Annotated in this window: 24 protein-coding genes and 2 tRNA genes; 14 read left to right on the top strand and 12 right to left on the bottom strand. The window is 47.9% G+C overall.

The annotated features are described in order from the left end of the window. Window positions 1–14: 14 nt before the first annotated feature. Both IE064_RS06445 and IE064_RS06440 read left to right on the top strand, forming a co-directional pair. Window positions 15–1304 carry an NAD(P)/FAD-dependent oxidoreductase gene (locus tag IE064_RS06445; RefSeq protein WP_189617135.1) on the top strand — a complete coding sequence of 430 codons (1290 nt, stop codon included), beginning with the start codon at window positions 15–17 and terminating at the stop codon, window positions 1302–1304. A gap of 151 nt (window positions 1305–1455) precedes the next feature. Further along, complete coding sequence (locus IE064_RS06440) at window positions 1456–2154, top strand: SapC family protein (RefSeq protein ID WP_189617134.1); 699 nt, start codon at window positions 1456–1458, stop codon at window positions 2152–2154. Between the two features lie 117 nt (window positions 2155–2271). Here IE064_RS06440 and IE064_RS06435 read toward each other — a convergent pair. Continuing rightward, window positions 2272–2347, bottom strand: a tRNA-Thr gene (locus IE064_RS06435). A gap of 7 nt (window positions 2348–2354) precedes the next feature. After that, window positions 2355–2430: transfer RNA gene (locus IE064_RS06430), tRNA-Phe, on the bottom strand. A gap of 316 nt (window positions 2431–2746) precedes the next feature. Between IE064_RS06430 and IE064_RS06425 the strand changes: the two genes are divergently transcribed. After that, window positions 2747–3931, top strand: a complete 1185-nt coding sequence (locus IE064_RS06425) for an MFS transporter (protein WP_189617133.1) — start codon at window positions 2747–2749, stop codon at window positions 3929–3931. A gap of 79 nt (window positions 3932–4010) precedes the next feature. On the opposite strand, the gene IE064_RS06420 is transcribed toward IE064_RS06425, so the two are convergent. Continuing rightward, a complete protein-coding gene (locus IE064_RS06420; protein WP_189617132.1) occupies window positions 4011–4268 on the bottom strand; it encodes a hypothetical protein in 258 nt (85 codons plus the stop codon). Window positions 4269–4474: 206 nt separating this feature from the next. Between IE064_RS06420 and IE064_RS06415 the strand changes: the two genes are divergently transcribed. From IE064_RS06415 to IE064_RS06390, 6 genes are read left to right on the top strand one after another with little or no spacing between them, the layout of a single operon-like run. Continuing rightward, complete coding sequence (locus IE064_RS06415; protein WP_189617131.1) at window positions 4475–4804, top strand: Mor transcription activator family protein; 330 nt, start codon at window positions 4475–4477, stop codon at window positions 4802–4804. Between the two features lie 53 nt (window positions 4805–4857). Further along, window positions 4858–5787 carry a zeta toxin family protein gene (locus tag IE064_RS06410; protein WP_189617130.1) on the top strand — a complete coding sequence of 310 codons (930 nt, stop codon included), beginning with the start codon at window positions 4858–4860 and terminating at the stop codon, window positions 5785–5787. Next, window positions 5777–6100, top strand: coding sequence for a hypothetical protein (locus IE064_RS06405; RefSeq protein WP_189617129.1), 324 nt, complete (start codon window positions 5777–5779; stop codon window positions 6098–6100). Before IE064_RS06410 ends, IE064_RS06405 begins: the two co-directional genes overlap by 11 nt. Before the next feature lie 34 nt (window positions 6101–6134). Beyond that, window positions 6135–6551 (top strand): DUF4124 domain-containing protein, encoded by a 417-nt coding sequence (locus IE064_RS06400; protein WP_189617128.1) that lies wholly within the window; start codon window positions 6135–6137, stop codon window positions 6549–6551. A gap of 12 nt (window positions 6552–6563) precedes the next feature. Next, window positions 6564–7172, top strand: coding sequence for a hypothetical protein (locus IE064_RS06395; RefSeq protein WP_189617127.1), 609 nt, complete (start codon window positions 6564–6566; stop codon window positions 7170–7172). Window positions 7173–7199: 27 nt separating this feature from the next. Beyond that, entirely contained in the window at window positions 7200–7631 is a 432-nt protein-coding gene (locus tag IE064_RS06390) for a hypothetical protein (RefSeq protein ID WP_189617126.1), read from the top strand. A gap of 284 nt (window positions 7632–7915) precedes the next feature. Here the strand turns inward: IE064_RS06390 and IE064_RS06385 are convergent, their stop codons facing one another. After that, window positions 7916–8197, bottom strand: coding sequence for an oxidative damage protection protein (locus IE064_RS06385; RefSeq protein ID WP_189617125.1), 282 nt, complete (start codon window positions 8195–8197; stop codon window positions 7916–7918). A 7-nt stretch (window positions 8198–8204) separates the two neighbouring features. Then, window positions 8205–9305, bottom strand: coding sequence for an A/G-specific adenine glycosylase (mutY, locus tag IE064_RS06380; protein WP_189617124.1), 1101 nt, complete (start codon window positions 9303–9305; stop codon window positions 8205–8207). A 166-nt stretch (window positions 9306–9471) separates the two neighbouring features. Between mutY and trmB the strand changes: the two genes are divergently transcribed. The 4 genes from trmB (at window position 9472) to IE064_RS06360 (ending at window position 12782) form a co-directional block, all read left to right on the top strand. After that, a complete protein-coding gene (trmB, locus tag IE064_RS06375; RefSeq protein ID WP_189617123.1) occupies window positions 9472–10188 on the top strand; it encodes a tRNA (guanosine(46)-N7)-methyltransferase TrmB in 717 nt (238 codons plus the stop codon). Between the two features lie 22 nt (window positions 10189–10210). Further along, window positions 10211–10534 carry a 50S ribosome-binding protein YggL gene (locus IE064_RS06370; protein ID WP_133039376.1) on the top strand — a complete coding sequence of 108 codons (324 nt, stop codon included), beginning with the start codon at window positions 10211–10213 and terminating at the stop codon, window positions 10532–10534. A 233-nt stretch (window positions 10535–10767) separates the two neighbouring features. Beyond that, window positions 10768–11559: a YggN family protein gene (locus tag IE064_RS06365; RefSeq protein ID WP_165900130.1), complete on the top strand. Its 792-nt coding sequence runs from the start codon at window positions 10768–10770 to the stop codon at window positions 11557–11559. 281 nt (window positions 11560–11840) lie between these two features. Beyond that, entirely contained in the window at window positions 11841–12782 is a 942-nt protein-coding gene (locus tag IE064_RS06360; protein WP_133039378.1) for a LysR family transcriptional regulator, read from the top strand. A gap of 115 nt (window positions 12783–12897) precedes the next feature. Here the strand turns inward: IE064_RS06360 and hemW are convergent, their stop codons facing one another. The 7 genes from hemW to IE064_RS06325 all read right to left on the bottom strand — a co-directional run bounded on the left by hemW (window position 12898) and on the right by IE064_RS06325 (window position 17704). Next, window positions 12898–14031 (bottom strand): radical SAM family heme chaperone HemW, encoded by a 1134-nt coding sequence (hemW, locus tag IE064_RS06355; RefSeq protein WP_189617122.1) that lies wholly within the window; start codon window positions 14029–14031, stop codon window positions 12898–12900. Continuing rightward, on the bottom strand, window positions 14031–14633 hold the full coding sequence (gene rdgB, locus IE064_RS06350) for an RdgB/HAM1 family non-canonical purine NTP pyrophosphatase (protein WP_189617121.1): 603 nt from the start codon (window positions 14631–14633) through the stop codon (window positions 14031–14033). Before rdgB ends, hemW begins: the two co-directional genes overlap by 1 nt. 67 nt (window positions 14634–14700) lie before the next feature. After that, entirely contained in the window at window positions 14701–15132 is a 432-nt protein-coding gene (locus tag IE064_RS06345; protein ID WP_189617120.1) for a DUF4426 domain-containing protein, read from the bottom strand. A gap of 83 nt (window positions 15133–15215) precedes the next feature. Next, a complete protein-coding gene (yggU, locus tag IE064_RS06340) occupies window positions 15216–15503 on the bottom strand; it encodes a DUF167 family protein YggU (RefSeq protein ID WP_189617119.1) in 288 nt (95 codons plus the stop codon). Then, window positions 15503–16051, bottom strand: coding sequence for a YggT family protein (locus tag IE064_RS06335; RefSeq protein ID WP_133039383.1), 549 nt, complete (start codon window positions 16049–16051; stop codon window positions 15503–15505). The genes yggU and IE064_RS06335 overlap by 1 nt, the downstream gene beginning before the upstream one ends. Before the next feature lie 25 nt (window positions 16052–16076). After that, window positions 16077–16901, bottom strand: a complete 825-nt coding sequence (proC, locus tag IE064_RS06330; protein ID WP_189617118.1) for a pyrroline-5-carboxylate reductase — start codon at window positions 16899–16901, stop codon at window positions 16077–16079. 95 nt (window positions 16902–16996) lie between these two features. After that, a complete protein-coding gene (locus IE064_RS06325) occupies window positions 16997–17704 on the bottom strand; it encodes a YggS family pyridoxal phosphate-dependent enzyme (RefSeq protein ID WP_189617117.1) in 708 nt (235 codons plus the stop codon). 37 nt (window positions 17705–17741) lie between these two features. Here IE064_RS06325 and IE064_RS06320 point away from each other — a divergent pair, with 37 nt between their 5' ends. Then, window positions 17742–18779, top strand: coding sequence for a type IV pilus twitching motility protein PilT (locus IE064_RS06320; protein ID WP_133039386.1), 1038 nt, complete (start codon window positions 17742–17744; stop codon window positions 18777–18779). The last annotated feature ends 3 nt before the right edge of the window (window positions 18780–18782 follow it).

Below are 18782 nucleotides of genomic sequence, written 5' to 3'. Positions count from 1 at the left end.
CGGAGGTAGAGGTCGTGGCCCCTAAAAGAATCGTAATCGTTGGTGGTGGTGCTGGTGGTCTAGCACTTGCCTCAAAGCTGGGGCGTAAGTTAGGGCGTGCAGGTAAAGCAGAAGTATGCTTGGTGGATAAAAGCCCGGTACATATCTGGAAGCCTAAGCTACACGAAGTTGCCGTCGGTGTTATCGATCAGTCGATTGAAGGCCTGCTCTACCGCGATCACGGCCTGAAAAACGGCTACCGTTTTCTGCGTGGCGAAATCACCGGTTGTGATCCTCATAACAAGCAAATCACTCTCTCAAAAGTTGTGAACGATGATGGCGATGCATTACTGGATGAACGCCACGTTGACTATGATTGTCTGGTGCTGGCAATTGGCAGTGTTTCTAACAGCTTTCACACTCCTGGCGCCGAAGAACACTGTATCTTTCTTGATAATCTGGAAAGTGCCAACCTGTTCCACCAGAAATTATTGGATAATTTGCTGCTGCTTGACGAAACCAGCGAGAAACTCAGCATAGGGATTGTGGGGGCAGGCGCTACCGGGGTGGAACTGGCGGCTGAACTTTATCACGTGTTGGAGTCTGTCAAAGACTTTGGTTACCTGAATATCGATAAATCCCATTTGGAAATCCATCTGATTGAAGCCGCGCAGAAGATCCTGCCAGCGCTGCCGGACAAAGTCAGCGCCGGGGCACAGTCAGTGCTGGACCATATTGGTGTGCGCTTGCATATCGGTGTGCAGGTTAAAGAAGTCACTAAAGAGGGGTTTGTGACTCAGGATGGGGGCATTATCCCCGCTGGCTTGAAAGTGTGGGCCGCCGGAGTTAAAGGCCCGGATTTGCTGCAACACTTTACTGAACTGCCCATCAATAAACGCAACCAAATTGAAGTAGATGCCTGCATGCGCGTGAAAGGGCAGGAATACATCTATGCGTTGGGGGATTGTTCGGCCATGGTCATGGACAATGGCAAAACCGTCCCGCCACGCGCACAAGCTGCCGCGCAAATGGCCGATACGCTCTACAAAAACCTGCTGAACCGACTGGAGAGCAAGGCCGAGCTGCCATTTCGTTATCGCGACTACGGCTCGCTGGTATCACTCAGTCGCTTCTCCGCTGTTGGCAATCTCATGGGCAATCTGCGTTCACGCTCATTGTTCATTGAAGGGTATCTGGCGCGAGTTATGTACATGTCGTTATACCAGCGGCATCTGGCCAGCCTTTACGGTTGGTTCTCGGCACTGGTCTACCGCTTTGCACAGCGTCTGCTGAAATGGCAACGGCCAAAACTGAAACTGCACTGACAGATTGTCGAAATTCCCGGCAGTCGTATCACGTTTGCGATGGTTGCGGTTTTTTAATCACCAGTAATCAGGGTATAAATAGGGTTAGGGAAGCTATTTCCTTTCATTTTTTTAACGGAATTTTAAAATTACGAGCCCCAAGGAGCTTTCAATGAGCGAACCATTTGCACTGCTTGATAATGAAAAGCATGCTGACGTTAAGTTTACCGCGCCCAAATATGCTCACGTAGCTGATCAGCACATGCTGCCAGTTTCTTTGCATGAACTGCTGTATGCTGCGGTGGAAGTACCAGTAGTATTTATTAAAAATAATGACACTGAAGAGTTTCAGGCGGTGATGATGTTAGGTCTAAAACCTAATCAGAACCTGTTGGTAAAAGGTGAAGAGTGGTTGGCGAACTATGTGCCTAACGTGCTGCGTGATTTCCCTCTGACAGTAGTGCTGAATCCTGAACATAAAGATAAAGTCTGGATTGGTCTGCGGGAAAACAGTGAGCAGGTAAGCAAAGAAGAAGGTGAACCACTATTTGCAGATGGCAAAGAAACGGAGTTTTTGAAAAACCGTCGTGAAGCCTTGCTGAAGCATTTCGAACAGGATCAGCAAAGTCGCGCCATTCTTGGCTATCTGAACAGCAAAGGGCTGTTGAGCGCTCAGACATTGACCGTAGAAGTGAAGGGCGATCAGCGCAATATCAACGGCATCTACCTGATTGATGAACGTAAACTGGCTGAACTGTCAGATGAAGATTTCCTGGATCTGCGTAAACGTGGTCTGTTGGGACCTATCTACAGTCATCTCACATCACTGAATCAGATCCCTCGCTTGGTGAAGTTTGAATCTGAACTGTAAGTGTTGATTCTCTTAAGAGAGGGCGCTCAGGCGCTCTTTTTTATGCGGATTTTTTGCTGAGAAATATCAATACAGGAAAGCAAAAAGCCACTCAATTGAGTGGCTTTTCTAAATTCATGGTGCCGGCACCAAGAGTCGAACTCGGGACCTACTGATTACAAGTCAGTTGCTCTACCAACTGAGCTATGCCGGCAAAAAAGTGGTGCCCGAACCCGGAATCGAACCAGGGACACGCGGATTTTCAATCCGCTGCTCTACCGACTGAGCTATTCGGGCGACTGATTTTAGCGTCAGTACACTACTTCAATAACCATTAACAACGGCTGTTTTTGAAGTGGGCGTATGATAAAGCAGGTTATTTTACTACTGCAAGTGGTTTTTGGCAGTAGTGCCACTGTTCGCTCAGTTAATGGGCAGAATGACAGATATTCCGCCTGTTACATGCTACTGCAACAGATTAAATACAGTATTTGAACCCCACATGCCGAATTATCATGGCAAGCCAATGGCGCGACAACTTGCTATGATATGCGCCCCGCAGATATGAAGGAATTTGCGGTTTCTCCATTCTCCATTGTTAAGGGAACCTACCATGGCTCAGACTCAAGCGCGCATGCTTTCTCCATTACTTATTTTGCTTATGGCGGTTGCTACAGGTGTCGCCGTTGCTAATAACTATTATGTGCAGCCGCTGCTGGATACCATTGCCAATTCTTTTAAAGTGTCACATACCGCCGCAGGCATGCTAGTGACCACAGCTCAGCTGTTTTATGGGGCAGGTTTACTGCTATTAGTGCCATTAGCCGATATGGTTGAGCGGCGGCGCTTAATTGTGGTCATGATGTTATTGGCAACCTTGGGACTACTCATCAGCGCGTTAGCGACTAACCTGTACTGGTTACTGCTGGGAACTGCCGTTGCCGGGGCCTGTTCGGTGGTGGCTCAGGTTTTGGTGCCATTGGCAGCAACCCTAGCCGATCCATCACAACGTGGCCGGGTGGTAGGAACCGTGATGGGTGGCCTGCTGTTAGGCATACTGCTGGCCCGAGTGGTCGCCGGGGTGATTTCCACATGGATATCTTGGCAAGCAGTGTATTGGCTGGCCGCAGGCGCAATGCTGCTTATTACCTTATTGCTGGCGCGTGCCTTGCCGGTGTATCAATCTGAAACCACCATCCGTTATGGTGAACTGATGCGCTCTCTGCTTGGGCTGTTTCGCAGTGAGCCCAAGTTACGCTCCCGCTCATTTTTGGGGGGCTTGTCGTTCGCTATGTTCACTATGTTTTGGACTCCATTGGCGTTTTTGTTGGCAAATCCGCCTTATGAATATTCAGATGCCACAATTGGCTTGTTCGGCCTTGCGGGTGTGGCCGGTGTGGCTGCGGCGCGCTGGGCTGGTAAGTTGGCTGATAGTGGCAAGGGGAATACCGGTACTTGGGTGGGACTTGGATCTGCTCTCGTTAGTTGGTTGTTGTTGTTTTTTGCTGCCGACTCGCTGTTGCTACTGTTAGTCGGCGTGGTGCTACTGGACTTAGCGGTACAGCTGACCCATGTCAGCAACCAGAATGTGATTTATGCGCTACAACAGCAACTGCGTAACCGCCTCAACGCCGGTTATATGACCTGTTACTTTGTTGGTGGGGCTTTGGGGTCCTGGGTATCCGTCAACCTGTATCAGTTCGGCGGCTGGCATGCGGTGTGTTACGGCGGTGCAGCCTTAGCCATTATCGGTTTACTGTATACCGGGCTTAAAGGCCGTATTGCCAATGCGCTTTAATGGCTAGGTCGGTTAAAGGACTTGAGTATTGTGGCACTCACCGATAACGGGAGTGCTGTTTTCTTTGGCAAGTGCCATCTTAACCCTTTGGTTTCTTGGGCTTGATGGTGATTAGCGCAATCAAAATAACAACCGCAATGACAATTTCCTGTGTTAGCGACATGCCATGATTGTTGTTGGGTGCCGTGTGTGGGGTTTCGGTTACCGCCTTATGCTGTGACGTATCGGCGCTTGTCTTAGGCGCACCACCCACCTCATCGGATACGAAAAACACACCTTGACTGCGGCAAAATGGCACCGGATTTGTGCCATCAATACAGTGTCTTTGTGAAAGCATCTGACCTCCTGTCTGTTATCGACAAAATCCAGCTTAACCTAATTAAGCTATTCTTCAAATTTTGGCTATCTCTGACCGTTGCAGGCACTTGTATGGTTAAGGCTGATTAGTTAGGTGCAGATCAGCAATTCGGCGGTAGCATCTAAAGGTTAGTGCAGCGATGCTAGGCGGTGAGTCCATCACATTAAAGCTGAGCAGCGCATAGAGTGGCGGTTCGCCGTTGGCCTGCTAACCTGCAAAGTCTATGTGAACTGCTACGCAGTGCGTTGCAAAACCGTGGGGTAGGTGAGATGGATGTACTGGCCGAACACCTTGCCACCCTGAACGGTAACTACCTCGGCTGCCGCAACATGTATATCCCCAGCGGTGAACGGCTCAAAGTGGCCCAGCGTGATATCCGTATCTGGCGCGAGTTTAAGGGCAATAACATGGAACAACTCAGCCGCCAGTATGGCCTCAGTGAACGCCTTGTCAGTCAAATAGTTGCGGAGCACCGCACAGTGTTTGTGGCGCGGAAGCAGAGGCGGTTGTTTTAGGATAAAACGCATTATAAGCTAGAAATCCTATCATCCATAAAAATGGACTCGTTATGGTTAAGGAATATAGTCGCCCTTTGGATTACCCTGTTTTAGCTAATACTTTTTTAATTAATGTTTTAGAAATAGCTCCAGACGATGCAGAGACATACTGTTATCGGCTTAGTAATGTTGAAGCGTTACTCTCCGGTAGAAGGCTTGAAAATACATTAAGATCAAGGAAGTATCGTAGTCCAAACTGTCAGAGTGATGAACAGCGAATTAAATTGAGGGAGCGCATATTTGAAGAGCTTTATACCTCTCCTAGGCTAGAGAATGATGAAGAAATAAGACTTGGTAATGGTGGTGCGATGCCATTGACCGATGTGAAAGATGAACACGAAGCTTATATTATAATAGGCCCTCCAGCATCGGGGAAATCGTCACTGGCCAATAAAATTGCTGATATAACAGGTTCTTATATACTTGACAGTGACTATGCTAAGCGGAAATTTCCGGAATTTAATGATCCCACTGGAGCTGGAGTTCTCCATGAAGAATCTTCATTAGTTGTTTTTGGTGACGATGGGCAATACGAAGATGAACTCAATTTGAAGCAGGCAGTTACGTTTTTTGGTTGGAACATTGTGATACCAAAGATTGGTGCTGATGTCAGTAAATTAAGAGCACTAAGAGATTCTTTGATAGAAGATGGTTATAGAGTTCATTTGATTTTGATTAGCCTAGATCGGCAGGAAGCGTGCAGAAGAGCTTTTTTTAGATTTTTAGAAACGGACAGATATGTAAATTTAGGACTGGTTTTCGATGTGTATAGTAATGAACCAACTCTTTCATATTATAGATGTCAACATGATAGGGAATGGTACAGTGTAAGTAAAATCAGTACATTAAATCTTCGAGAAGCAGGTCCAGATTTAAAATATACTAGCTTAGATGAAGGTAGTTTTTTGCATAGAGTAGTTGGAGGTTGGCATGGAGAGTAAAAGTCGTAAAGAAGCTGCTAAGACTGTGCATTCTTCCAAAGAGGAATCTATTCGCCTTCGGAATGGTAAATTAGTTAAAATAGACGTTTTTGAAAATTCTAAGTACGATCAAAAGATTAATAAATCTGCCAATGCTCGGGATGAGACAGCTAAGTCTGTTTCAAAAGCTCAGACGTATCAGCACAATCTTTCGTTGCAAAACGATTTTGCTACCATGTCTGGAAGTGTTTCAAAGAGCAAAAATAAAGATAAGTTAAAAGAAAAATACTCCAAATATGCGACTGCTAGCTCTAAGGTAAAATCTAAGGATTAAGAGTTATTTATAATGATCGCATAGGTGAATAACCATGAAATGGATTTTACTGGTTGTTGCAGGATTTACCTTTAGTATCCAAGCTGAGATCTACAAGTGTGACGTCAATGGCGTCACCACCTTTAGCCAAGATCCATGTGGTAATGATGCTCAAGCCGTTTCCGTTGCCCCTCCGAAAAAAATGAATTCCGGTGGTCTCAATCAAGAGGCTCTTTTGCAGGCTTGCCTGCATCTCATCACTAGAACGTCAGGTTTTAAAGATCCTGAGTCAGTAAGACTCGAAGGTCACTACGACAAATGGGAAAGCGATAAGTCTGGCGCACGTCATGTGATGGTACTGATGATCAATGCGAAAAACAGTTACGGTGGTTATGGTGGAGCTGAACCATTCAACTGCTTTATCAACCATGCTGGCGATGGGCTGAATAATGTGCAACGTTATGTAAATTAATAGGGTTTGGGTATGACAACGGAAAAAACACCTATATGGATAGCTGGATGGGCAATCGCGTTTGCAGTGTGTGTTGCAGTCGCTGCACTAACCCTACTGTGGTTGTCTAAATTGTCTGGTGCTGAGTTTGTTTCTCTGGTGATTGCTAGCTGGGTGGTTGCATTGGTAATACCACAAATTAGCCGATTAGAAGAGTTAACCATTGGTGGCAATGTACTAAAACTGAATCGTGCCAAAGAAGAGGCCAAACTGGCTATTGACACCTTAAAGCCCATGATCCTAGCCAGCTTTAAAGCACAGTTAAATCACTTGCTGCTAATGCCTGCCCCCCAGATGCTTGAACTGCATCATCAAAGTGATCATCGCGTTAAACCGTTCTTAGCGTTGGTCGATTTGATCAAACAGCAAGATTTATACTCACTATTACATGAAGATATTAAAACTGTGGCTACAATCATAGCGGCAGCGCAAAAGCAAATCATAACTGATTCCGCTTTAAGTGCTGAACATGCAGATAAGCTTTGCAAAGACAAATGTAAACCAGAGGCTTTTGGCGGTTGTAATTGGATTAATGACCAACTTAAAAGTGATTACCAAAAATTGGTATTACTTTTAGAATGAGCAAACAGTTTCAGTGGAGGAAGCAAAATGGAATTTTATCATGTACAACAACTCTCTAAAAAATATAAGGAAGCATGTGAACAGAAGTCAGAATTGGTAACGGCTCTCTTTGAATGTTTGAATAAAATGAAAGATGACTTCTGCATTGAAGTTGTTGGAAATAAAGATGTAATTAAACTCTTTGATTGCGACGTCAAATTGGTACATAGAGCGGTCTTAATTGGAGATTATCAAGATTGCTACTGCGCCCTTGATTTTATTTATCTCAAGAACAAAGACACGGAACACACTATAACTACATTGTTTTTTGACCAATATGGGAGCGTGTTTTGGAAACATGGGCAGGAGTTTGCCCCGGCTCTAAATAGTCGAGAAGCTGACACACTTACTTCGAAAACATTAAAGGAAAAAGTGATATTTCCAGTTACACTGGCTCTTATGGAACACTTGAAAGACTAACCCCGAAACCTTTCCAATCCAGCAGCCATATGCAAACCGGGACAATGAGCAAAACTCAATGTCCCGGTGTCGTTTATGGCCTTTATCTCTCACAACCGTACTCGCAGTGCTGTAGTTTGATGGCAACCAGGAACGCTGCATTCAAAACCCAATGTACCGCGAATGTGCGCTGGACGGTTTTAAGCAGCGACTTACTAAAGAACTGCTAGGCATTGTTACTCCAGAGCCACCGCTTTATAGTCATCACGATAGGGAGCCTATTTTTTGCGGTGTGCTAAAACCTCTTACAACTCTTCTTCTTTTGGTGGCACGTAGCCTTCAACCTGCACATCACCGCCTTCAAACAGGAAGTGCACCATCTGCTCTTCGAGAAATTTGCGATGTTCGGCGTTCATCATGTTGAGTTTCTTTTCATTGATCAGCATGGTTTGCTTGTGCTGCCATGCGGCCCAGGCTTCTTTGCTGATGCTGTCGAAAATGCGTTTGCCGATTTCACCCGGATAGAGTTGAAAATCCAGCCCTTCCGCTTCTTGGTTGAGATAGACGCAATGAACTGTGCGTGCCATAAGATGGTTACTCCTCAATTGCACTAGGTTTTAAGCCGGCCAGAACCCGCTCGGTGGCGGCGGCCAGTCCGACCCGTGATGGTTGGCTTAAGTTATACCAGAGACTGGGGGCGGCTTCCATGACGGCCGCCTGTGATGTTGCCGATTGCTGTAATTTTGCGGCAATCGCGTCGGCATCGTGATGCAATGTCAGTAGCAGTGGTTGTGCATCCAGATGGAAGTGACTAAAGGTATGGCGAAACCCCGGTAATGCTTCGAGTTCAGCGACTGAGCAGCCCAGTGTGGTAACAGTTTGCTGCAAGGCGGCTTTAGTGTTGTATTGCGGAAAACACCAGAGCCCGCCCCAAATGCCCGCTGGCGGACGTTTCTGCAATAAGATGTTGTCCCGATCTCGAATAACCAGCAGCCAAGCATCTTTGGCCGGAATGGTTTTCTTGGGCTTCTTGCCGGGATAATCCTGTTGTTTGCCCATCTGTTGCGCCTGACAGTCCAGTGCTACCGGACATTGCGCACACGCTGGCCGTGAGCGGGTGCAGATGCCAGCGCCCATATCCATCATCGCCTGATTATATTGGGCAATATCGGTTGTTGGAGACAGCTCGGTTGCCAGTTGCCACAGCGCTTGCTCGACCTTAGGTTGCCCCGGCCAGCCATCAATGGCGGCATGACGGGCCAAAACCCGTTTAACGTTACCGTCCAAAATCGGGTGATGCTGACCCAGTGATAGTGACAGTATGGCGCCAGCCGTGGAGCGGCCAATACCGGGCAGCGCCATCACTGCGTCAAATTGTTCAGGAAATACTCCGCCGTGATTATCACGGATCAACTGTGCCGCTTTATGTAGGTTACGGGCGCGGGCGTAGTAGCCTAGCCCGGTCCACAGGTGCAGCACTTCATCAATATCCGCATTGGCTAAGGCCACTACATCTGGGAAGCGCTGCATAAAACGGTTGAAATAGGGGATGACGGTTGCCACCTGCGTTTGTTGCAACATGATTTCTGAAACCCATACTTTATACGGGGTTTTATTGAGTTGCCACGGCAGGGTTTTACGGCCGTGTTGACCGTACCAACTGATAATGCGTTGCGAAAATGACGTCGTTTTCATGGGCCGCAGTGTAGCTTTAGCCGGATCGCCATACAAGGGGTATTACCAGGGCTGATAGCGAACTCATTGCTTATTGATATACTTTTCTACAAGCGGGGCTTGCACTCATTGGTGAACTTTGCATAATGCCCTTCTTTTATGAAGTCTGGCTGGGTCAGGGGTAATCATGAGCGAAGTCACCACTGCTGAATATAATGAAGAAGGCAAGTATCTGCGCAAAGTTAAAAGTTTTGTTTTGCGAGAAGGACGCCTGACCAAAGGCCAGGAACAGGCTATTGAGCAACATTGGGATAGCATGGGGTTGGAATACTCCGCCGAGCCAATGGACTTGCAGCAGGTATTTGGTCGCAATGCCGATGTGGTGCTGGAGATTGGTTTCGGTATGGGCGCATCACTGGTGGCAATGGCACAAGCGGCGCCTGAGAAAGATTTCATCGGTATCGAAGTGCATAAACCGGGTGTTGGTGCCTGTCTGGCCGCCGCCGCTGAGGCGGGTGTGACTAATCTGCGGGTGTTTCATCACGATGCGGTAGAAGTGTTGCAGCACACTATTCCAGAATCTTCGTTGGCACGGGTGCAGTTGTTTTTCCCTGACCCTTGGCATAAAAAACGCCACCATAAACGGCGTATTGTGCAGCCGGAATTTGTGCAGTTGCTGCGTTCCCGCTTACGCATTGGTGGTGTGTTCCATATGGCAACCGATTGGGAAAACTATAGCGAACACATGCTGGAGGTGATGAACCAGGCTCCAGGCTATAAAAATCAGTCAGTTGATGGTACTGTGGTGGCTCGGCCTGACTATCGGCCACTGACCAAGTTTGAAGCCCGCGGCCAACGTCTTGGGCATGGTGTTTGGGATTTGATGTTCGAACGTACTGAATAACGAAAGTAACAGAGGGGTTGCCATGGCCATTCGTAGTCGCCGTTTGCGTAAGAAGTTGCGGGTTGATGAGTTTCAGGAGCTGGGTTTTGATGTCAGTTGGCGCTTTGCTGATAGTCTGAGCGAAGAAGAGATTGATGATTTTGTGGAGCGCTTCATCAGTGAAGTGATTGAGCCGCGCGAACTTGGTTTCCACGGTGGCGGCCATAGATTATGGGATGGTGTAGTCGCTACTCAGCGTCTTGGCAAATGTACTGATGATGATCGTAAGGCCGTAGAAAGTTTTCTGAAAAGCCTCAATGCCGAAGAGATAGAGATCAGCGAACTCTACGATATCTGGTGGGGCTAACAACCTCCGTTTTATTAGAAGCAGTGCTGCGGCGCTGCTTTTTTTATGTCTGTTCCAACCTTTTTTGCCTCTCGGATTGTCATATTCACCAAAAGCTAGTGTGTTTTACTATCTAACGGTTATTTCATAATGTCTAATAAAAATTAAACCAATAAAATCAATCAATTAAATTTTGGCATGAGCTGTGCTTTATCTAGGGCAGTTTGATGAATAATTTGAAAAGGATAAATCGAATGAAAACTCTGTTGCTGGGCATGACTCTGGGATGTGCACTACTGGCTCCCGCTTCTTCGGCTTGGGCTTTGGGATTGGGCGGAGATAACGATGCTTGCGATGTGTCGCTTAATTATGACGTGACGCTGACGCCGAAAAAACTGGTGATAGGCGATCAGGGCCAAGAGCGCTATCGCGTAGAAATGGATCGCCTATATGTAGATGGCAAAGAAGTAACGCTAGATGCAAAGCAGAAAAAACTGCTGACAGAATACCAGCAGGGCATGGCTAAGCAGTTGCCCGAAGTGGTTGCTTTGGTCGATGAAGCAATGGATATGGCTAATGCTGCCGTGAGCACTGCATTGACGCCGCTGCTGGGCGATGAAACCGGCACCAAACTGAACGACATGATGACACAACTACACGAACGGGTCGGCAAAGTGGTGTATCACAAGGGTGACACCTATTTTATCGGTGCCACCGACGACACTATTGATAAAGCGTTTGATGAAGAGTTTTCCCGCCAGATGGAAGACCTGGTGATGCAGTCGATGGGCTCCATCATGATCAACATTGGCAAAAGCATGATGAACGGCGAAGGTGACTTCAGCGAACGTATGGACGCCTTTGGTAAACGCATGGATAAGTTGGGCGAAGAGATCGATCAGCAAATGGATGAACGTTCTAAAGCGCTCGATAAACGTGCCGACGCGTTATGTGATGATTTTCAGCAGCTAATGGCAGTAGAAGACCAACTGCGACAGAGTGTTCCGGCATTGTCTGCTTACCCACTGGTGTCCGGTCGCCCATAACCCAATAAACGTCTCCTTGGACGTAGACTTGCCCCGCATCCTCCTTCCTGTTGCGGGGATTTTTTTATGTTTCTTTTTTGCGAATACAGAACAATGGCGTTAGAGTAGCGAACAAAGACTTGATATACTTTCGAGCGTTAACCCCCGACGTCCTGTCGGCGGCTCGGTAAAACAATCATTGTATTTACGATTTACAGATTTTTCCGTACCACTCCAGCTGGCTGGAGCGATAGCGTTTTCTTTGTAAAACATAAAGAAGTAAAAGGCTTAAGGCGACTTTCATGTTAGAACTATTGGAACCCATTGCGATTTTTACCCATGTCGCCCGTGCCGGCAGTTTCAGTGCTGCTGCTCGTCGCTTGGGAATTTCAAAGTCCAAGGTCAGTACCCAAGTAGCTGATCTGGAACATAAACTGGGCGTTCAACTTATCCAGCGCACCACCCGTAGTCTTTGTCTGACGGAGGCGGGTAATTTGCTGTACACCCAGGGTGAAGAGTTGTTACGTGGTGCTGATCAAGCGGTAGCCAGCGTGCATAACCTCAATGATGCTACCCGCGGTGTGCTGAAATTGGGGATCTCTCAGTCATTTGGCACCGCGCATATTATTCCCGCGTTGCCTGAGTTTATGGCGCGCCATCCCGAGCTGGAATTACAAGTGAGTTTGCTGGATCACAAGGTGGATGTGGTCAGTGAAGGGTTGGATCTGCTGCTGACCATGTCAGAACAGCTACCACTGGGCATGGTTGCTAGACCACTGATGAAGTGTCAGTTTATGCTGCTGGCATCACCGGAATATGTTGCCACGCATGGTAAGCTGATGCGTCCAGAACAGTTAGTCGAACATAACTGCTTGGTGTATCACGGTGAATGGCACGAACACAGCGTTTGGCAGTTCAAGAAAGGTGATGACTATTGCGAAATTGGGGTTAACGGTAATTTCCGCGTTGATAACGCGCCTGCCCTGAAATCGGCAGCCGTCAGTGGTCTGGGGATTGTGTATCTAGCCACCTATCTGCTGGAAAACGAAATAGAAGAGGGGAAATTGGTGCCTCTGCTGCCTGAGTGGCATTTGGTGAACCACCTGCCGCTGCAGGCGGTGTACCCGCGACGTAAACATTTGGCACCTAAAGTCAGCGCTTTCATCGATTTCATTAAGAACCACATCGGTACGCCACCGAAATGGGATGAAAAATACGCAGAGATTTTTGCTAAACGGCAGTAACCATCGGCTCGCTTTTCGTATTCATGACGATTGATGCTAAAAAAATCCTCCACGACTGGGAGGATTTTTTTATGGTGTTACACCATACGTATTATGTGAGCGGTCTGTTGGTCTTTCAGCAAAATTCGCCCAGTAGCTCATTGACGAAGAAGTGACCTTGCTCCGTCAGTTCCCAGGCATCATGGTGTACTATGACTAACCCTTTGTCGGCACCACGCTGCATACCCGCATCCAACAGTGTCGCCGCTAACCCGGTTCTGGCCGTAAACTCCGCTTTAGGAATCGGCACCATTAAGCGCAAGCGATTCATCAGGTATTCCAGCGGTAATTCCTCTGCGGCAACTTCAGTGGTTTCATAAAGGTAGTTGCCAGCCAAATAGCCTTTGGGATGTTTTACTTTAACGGTGCGGATAACTTGTTGCGGTTGCAACAGGGTAATTTTACCGTGGGCACCGCAGCCAATTCCCAGATAATCGCCAAACTCCCAGTAGTTGCGGTTATGGCGGCATTCATAGCCGGGTTTGGCGTAGGCAGAGATTTCATACTGACAATACCCCAGTTCCGCGAGGCGTTGTTGACCTGAGCGGTAAATCTGCCATAAGGCTTCGTCATCTGGCAGCTGTGGCGGTTTGGAATGGAACAGGGTATTGGCTTCAATGGTGAGTTGATACCAGGAGAGATGCGGTGGGTTTAACGAGGCGGCGGTTTCAATGTCCTGCATTGCCTGTGACAAATCCTGCCCAGGTAGCCCATGCATCAGATCCAGATTGAAGCTTTGATAACCTGCTGTCGCCAAAGATTGGGCGGCTGTCACCGCTTCATTGCGACCATGAATACGCCCGAGAATATTGAGTTTGTCTGCGGCAAAACTCTGTACTCCCATGGAGATACGCGTTACACCTGCCTGGCGGTAGGCCGCAAAATCATCATGTTCCAGCGTCCCAGGATTGGCTTCCATGGTAATTTCAATATCATCACAGAAAGGGATCTGCTGCCGTACACCTTGCAATAATCGACCTATCTGGCCAGCATCAAACAATGATGGTGTGCCGCCACCAATAAAAATGCTGTGCAGTGAACGCTGCTGCACATAAGGTAGATCAGCCTGTAGATCCTGCAGCAGTGCATCAACATACTGCTGCTGTGGCAGTTCACCATGTTGTGCATGTGAGTTGAAATCACAATAAGGGCATTTACGTACACACCAAGGAATATGAATATAAAGGCTTAGTGGTGGCAGCTGTAACATCAGTCAATGATCCCTTGCTGACGGAAAGCTTCCAGCAATAATTTCAGTGCTTTACCTCTATGGCTGAGTTGATTTTTCTCATCACTGCTGAGTTCTGCCGCGGTTTGTCGGAAACCTCTTGGAATAAACACTGGGTCATAGCCGTGACCATGTGTTCCTTTGGGTTCAGCCGCAATCTCACCTTCCCAGGCCGCCTGACAGATAATCGGTGTTGGATCGGCCGCATGACACATATACACCAGTACGCACTGAAAGCGTGCGCGGCGAGGCGCTGGAACATCCTTGATAGCGTCTAGTAGCTTCCGGTAATTAGATTCAGCGGTGGCATACTCGCCGCTATAACGGGCCGAGTAGATGCCGGGAGCTCCGTCGAGTGCGTCCACCTCCAGTCCTGAATCATCAGCAATTGCCGGTAATCCGGTCGCGAGTGCTGCGTGGCGAGCCTTAATAATGGCATTTTCCACAAAGCTCAGGCCATCTTCGACAGCTTCTGTGATATCAAAGGCACTTTGGGGCAATACTTCCACGTTAAAACCCGCCAACATATCGGCAAATTCCGCCAGTTTGCCTTTATTACCACTGGCTAACACAATTTTTTTCATGGGATTTCCCTGCGCTGCGTTGTTGACCATGATAGCCAACCCTTGCTGCGATTGACAAAACATCATCTCAGTCGTTAAAGAATTTCTGGCTGAAATCAATGGTGGTGTTGAGATCGTTCTTGTTACGGATCACCAGCTTGAAACGGATCTCTTCTGTGTCACGATAAGGACATTCTGCCAAGTAATAAACCGAATGGCCTTCGCGTATTTCACGGAATTTCAGTTTGAAGCGAGCATCAAGAATATTGGTGGCAATACCGCTGATTTCCACCGCAATCATGGGGTTCCCTGGTTGATTACGGTCTTGTACTACCACGTTCAGAAACCCGGTATAGGGGCTGCGGTCGATGCCATAGTTATGGGCGATAGCAGGCGTCAGAAAAGTGCTGGGCAACGCCATATAGTGAATATCATAATGGCCCACCTGCAATTTCTGCTCTGCATAGGCAACACTGACTACGGCCAGCCATAACACAACGAACAAGAGGAATCGGCGCACTGATATAATTAAGTCTTTACTGTACCATGTGGCGGATTATAACCGCTTAACCGACGGAAGCCTATGGCAGTAGATGCGATGACTCAGAGCAGTTGTTGAATGAACTCAGGTAACTCTCGGGGGGCACTGATACGCACCTGTTTATGCCGTCCTAATTCGCCTTTGATTATTGTCACCTGGTTTTTCGGCACCTTAAATGCTTTGGCCAGCCATTTCTCCAGATAGGCATTGGCTTTGCCATCAATCGGTGGGGCCGTTATGGCGACTTTCAACTCGTCGCCATGCATGCCAACCCACTGATCTCGGCTGGCTTTCGGTTGGATATAGAGGTTGAGCAGCAGATCCTGCTGCTCTTGTACAATTGCAGGCATCAGGCCATGGCCCAGAACGGAACATATTGGGCCAACAGCATGTTGAGAAAGTTAAGACCAATCATCAGTAACAATACTGACAGATCCAGCCCACCCATAGGTGGAATAATGCGACGGATAGGGCTGAGGATTGGCTCGGTCAGTTGGATCAGTACATACTCAAACGGATTACTGCCTTGGCTTACCCAGCTCAAAATCGCACGGATAATCAGGATCCAGAACAGTAATACCCCCGCTTCTTTGATGACAGAAACAATTGCAAAGATAATCGTTGTGCCAAAATCAAAGCTCGCGCCCGCTATCAGCGACAACGACAGTATTTTGAGGACCACTACCGCTAATGCCAGCACGATAGAGGCGGTATCAATCGTACCTATGGCCGGCAAAATGCGCCGCATCGGTGCCAGGATTGGGTGGGTGGCTTTGACAATAAACTGGCTGAACGGATTATAAAAATCTGCCCGAGCCAACTGCAGCCAGAAGCGCAAAATCACCACCATCAGATATAGATCAAACAGGGTGTTAACTAAGTAAGCGAATGCATTCATGGATGTTATCGTTCTCTATGGTTGATCAGAATTCTTGCGCCATTGCTTCAGCTCTGGCAATACAGTTGTTCATTGCTTGTTTTACCAGCCCTGAAAGATTGCCTTGTATAAAGGTTTCGACCGCTTCATGAGTAGTACCACCTTTTGATGTTACATTTTGTCGCAGCTGTTGCGGCGATAGTTGTGGGTTTTCCAGTAACATTTTGGCGGCACCTAAAGCGGCTTGCTGTGCCAGTGCTCTAGCCGTCTGCTGTTCCATGCCTAATTCGGTTGCTGCCTTTATCATAGCTTCGACAAACAGGAAAAAGTAGGCCGGAGAACTCCCTGCAAGGGCAATGACCAGATTCAAATCCGCTTCTTTCTCTACCCACACTGCTTGTCCGCCACTGGTCATGATGAGATTGCAGATAGCTTTGTCTTCATCGTTAATATTCGCTGGTGCGAACATCCCACTCATACCTGCGCCAATCTGCATTGGGGTATTGGGCATGGTGCGGATCAATTTCACGGGTTGTGCCAGATAGTCACTGTCGCTGTAGCGTGCGGCACTAATACCTGCGGCAATGGTGATAAGTAGTTTGTTGGACAAATCCAGTGACTGCAATGCTGCACACACTTGTTGCATCAGTTGTGGCTTCACCGCTAATACAATCACATCTGCAGCTTTGGCCGCAGCCAAGTTATCTGTGGTCACCTTAATGGCAAAGTCTGCCTGTAGCGCTTGCAGTTTGCCGGTGCTGGGGTTACTCGCCTCAATCAATTGCGGGGAATAACCACTGTTAACTAGGCCGCTGATGATGCTGCGGCTCATATTACCGGCGCCGATAAAACAGATGCGCTTGTCTGACATAAAATCCTCTGTCTGCCTGAAATTCTGCGGAGCTTCACCGCGAATGCCAATAGTATTTGGGCTTAGGGTAGCAAAAACAAGGGCACTACGGCCAATCAAGCTGGTTTTTGACCATAATCTCTTGCGCCAAAGATAGCACTGCCAATGCGTACCATGGTGGCGCCGTTAGCAATCGCTAACTCCAGGTCGTGACTCATGCCCATGGACAAGGTATCAACCAGAGGAAAAGCTTGCTTAAGTTGGTGAAACAGTTGCTGCATTTGCTGAAATTCATTCAGGAGTTTGGTGCCTTCCTCGGCGCTGGGAATGGTCATCAGACCGCGCAATTTCAGGTGAGGTAACTGCTGGATTTCGTTGGCGAGCGCCAGCATATCCTTGGCATTCGTAACCCCAGATTTGGACACTTCGCCGCTCACATTTATCTGGATGCAGACATTCAGTGGTGGCAAAGTGTCAGGTCGTTGTTCGTTAAGTCTATGGGCGATTTTGCTGCGATCTACCGTGTGCATCCAGTGAAATAATTCGGCCACAGGACGGCTTTTATTTGATTGCAATGGCCCGATAAAATGCCACTCTATATCTGAGTACTGTTGACTGAGTTCGAGAATTTTTTGCTGCCCTTCCTGTACATAGTTTTCACCAAAGCAGCGCTGGCCAGCAGCATAAGCGGCAATAATATCGGATACCGGTTTTGTTTTACTGACTGCCAGCAATGTGATGTCAGTCGCTTGTCTTGCGTTTTGCCTAGCCGCCAGTGTCATCCGGCGCTGGGCGAGCGCCAGTCTCTCTGCTATTGTTGTCATGATGTTAATCTTTCGCTTGTAAGGGATATCCCGTTCTATGGAAATCACTGAATTATTGGCTTTTAGTGTAAAGCATAACGCCTCGGATCTGCATCTGTCTTCCGGGGTGCCGCCGCTGATCCGCGTTGATGGGGAAGTACGAAAACTCAATGTTCCAGAGCTGACGCATCAGGATGTTCATCGGTTGGTGTATGACATCATGAACGACAAACAGCGCAAGGATTATGAAGAGTATCTGGAAATTGACTTCTCCTTTGAAGTACCCAATCTGGCACGGTTCAGGGTGAACGCCTTTAACCAGGCCCGTGGCGCGGCCGCTGTCTTTCGTACTATTCCCAGTGATATTTTGACGCTGGAACAGTTAGGTGCACCAGAAATTTTCAAGAAAATTTCCTCATATCCTCGTGGCTTGGTGTTGGTTACCGGGCCGACCGGCTCGGGTAAAAGTACTACTTTGGCGGCAATGATTGACTACGTGAATGATAATCGTCGTGATCATATTCTGACCATTGAAGACCCTATCGAATTTGTGCACAAAACTAAAAATTGTCTGATCAATCAGCGTGAAGTCCATCGCCACACCTTGAGTTTTGCTGCCGCGTTGCGCAGTGCCTTGCGTGAAGATCCGGATGTGATCTTGGTGGGTGAAATGCGCGACCTAGAAACCATTCGCCTAGCGCTGACCGCCGCTGAAACCGGTCACTTGGTGTTTGGCACCTTGCATACAACTTCTGCGGCCAAGACCATTGACCGTGTGGTTGACGTATTCCCATCGGGAGAGAAAGACATGGTGCGCACCATGTTGTCTGAGTCATTGCAAGCGGTTATCTCGCAGACGCTGATTAAGAAAATTGGCGGTGGCCGGGTGGCAGCTCACGAGATCATGATTGGTACGCCAGCTATTCGTAACCTCATCCGCGAGGATAAAGTGGCGCAGATGTATTCTGCGATTCAGACTGGTATGGCGCACGGTATGCAAACGTTGGAACAGAGCCTGCAACATCTGGTCGCCAGAGGGGTCATTACCCGCGAAGATGCGCTATCCAAGAGTTCCAATAAACAACTGAATCTGTAAGGA

This window comes from Shewanella fodinae (genome assembly GCF_014651955.1).
GTDB classification, from domain to species: domain Bacteria; phylum Pseudomonadota; class Gammaproteobacteria; order Enterobacterales; family Shewanellaceae; genus Shewanella; species Shewanella fodinae.
Note: the sequence above shows the minus strand (reverse complement) of the source record. Positions and strands in the feature narration are given on the sequence as shown.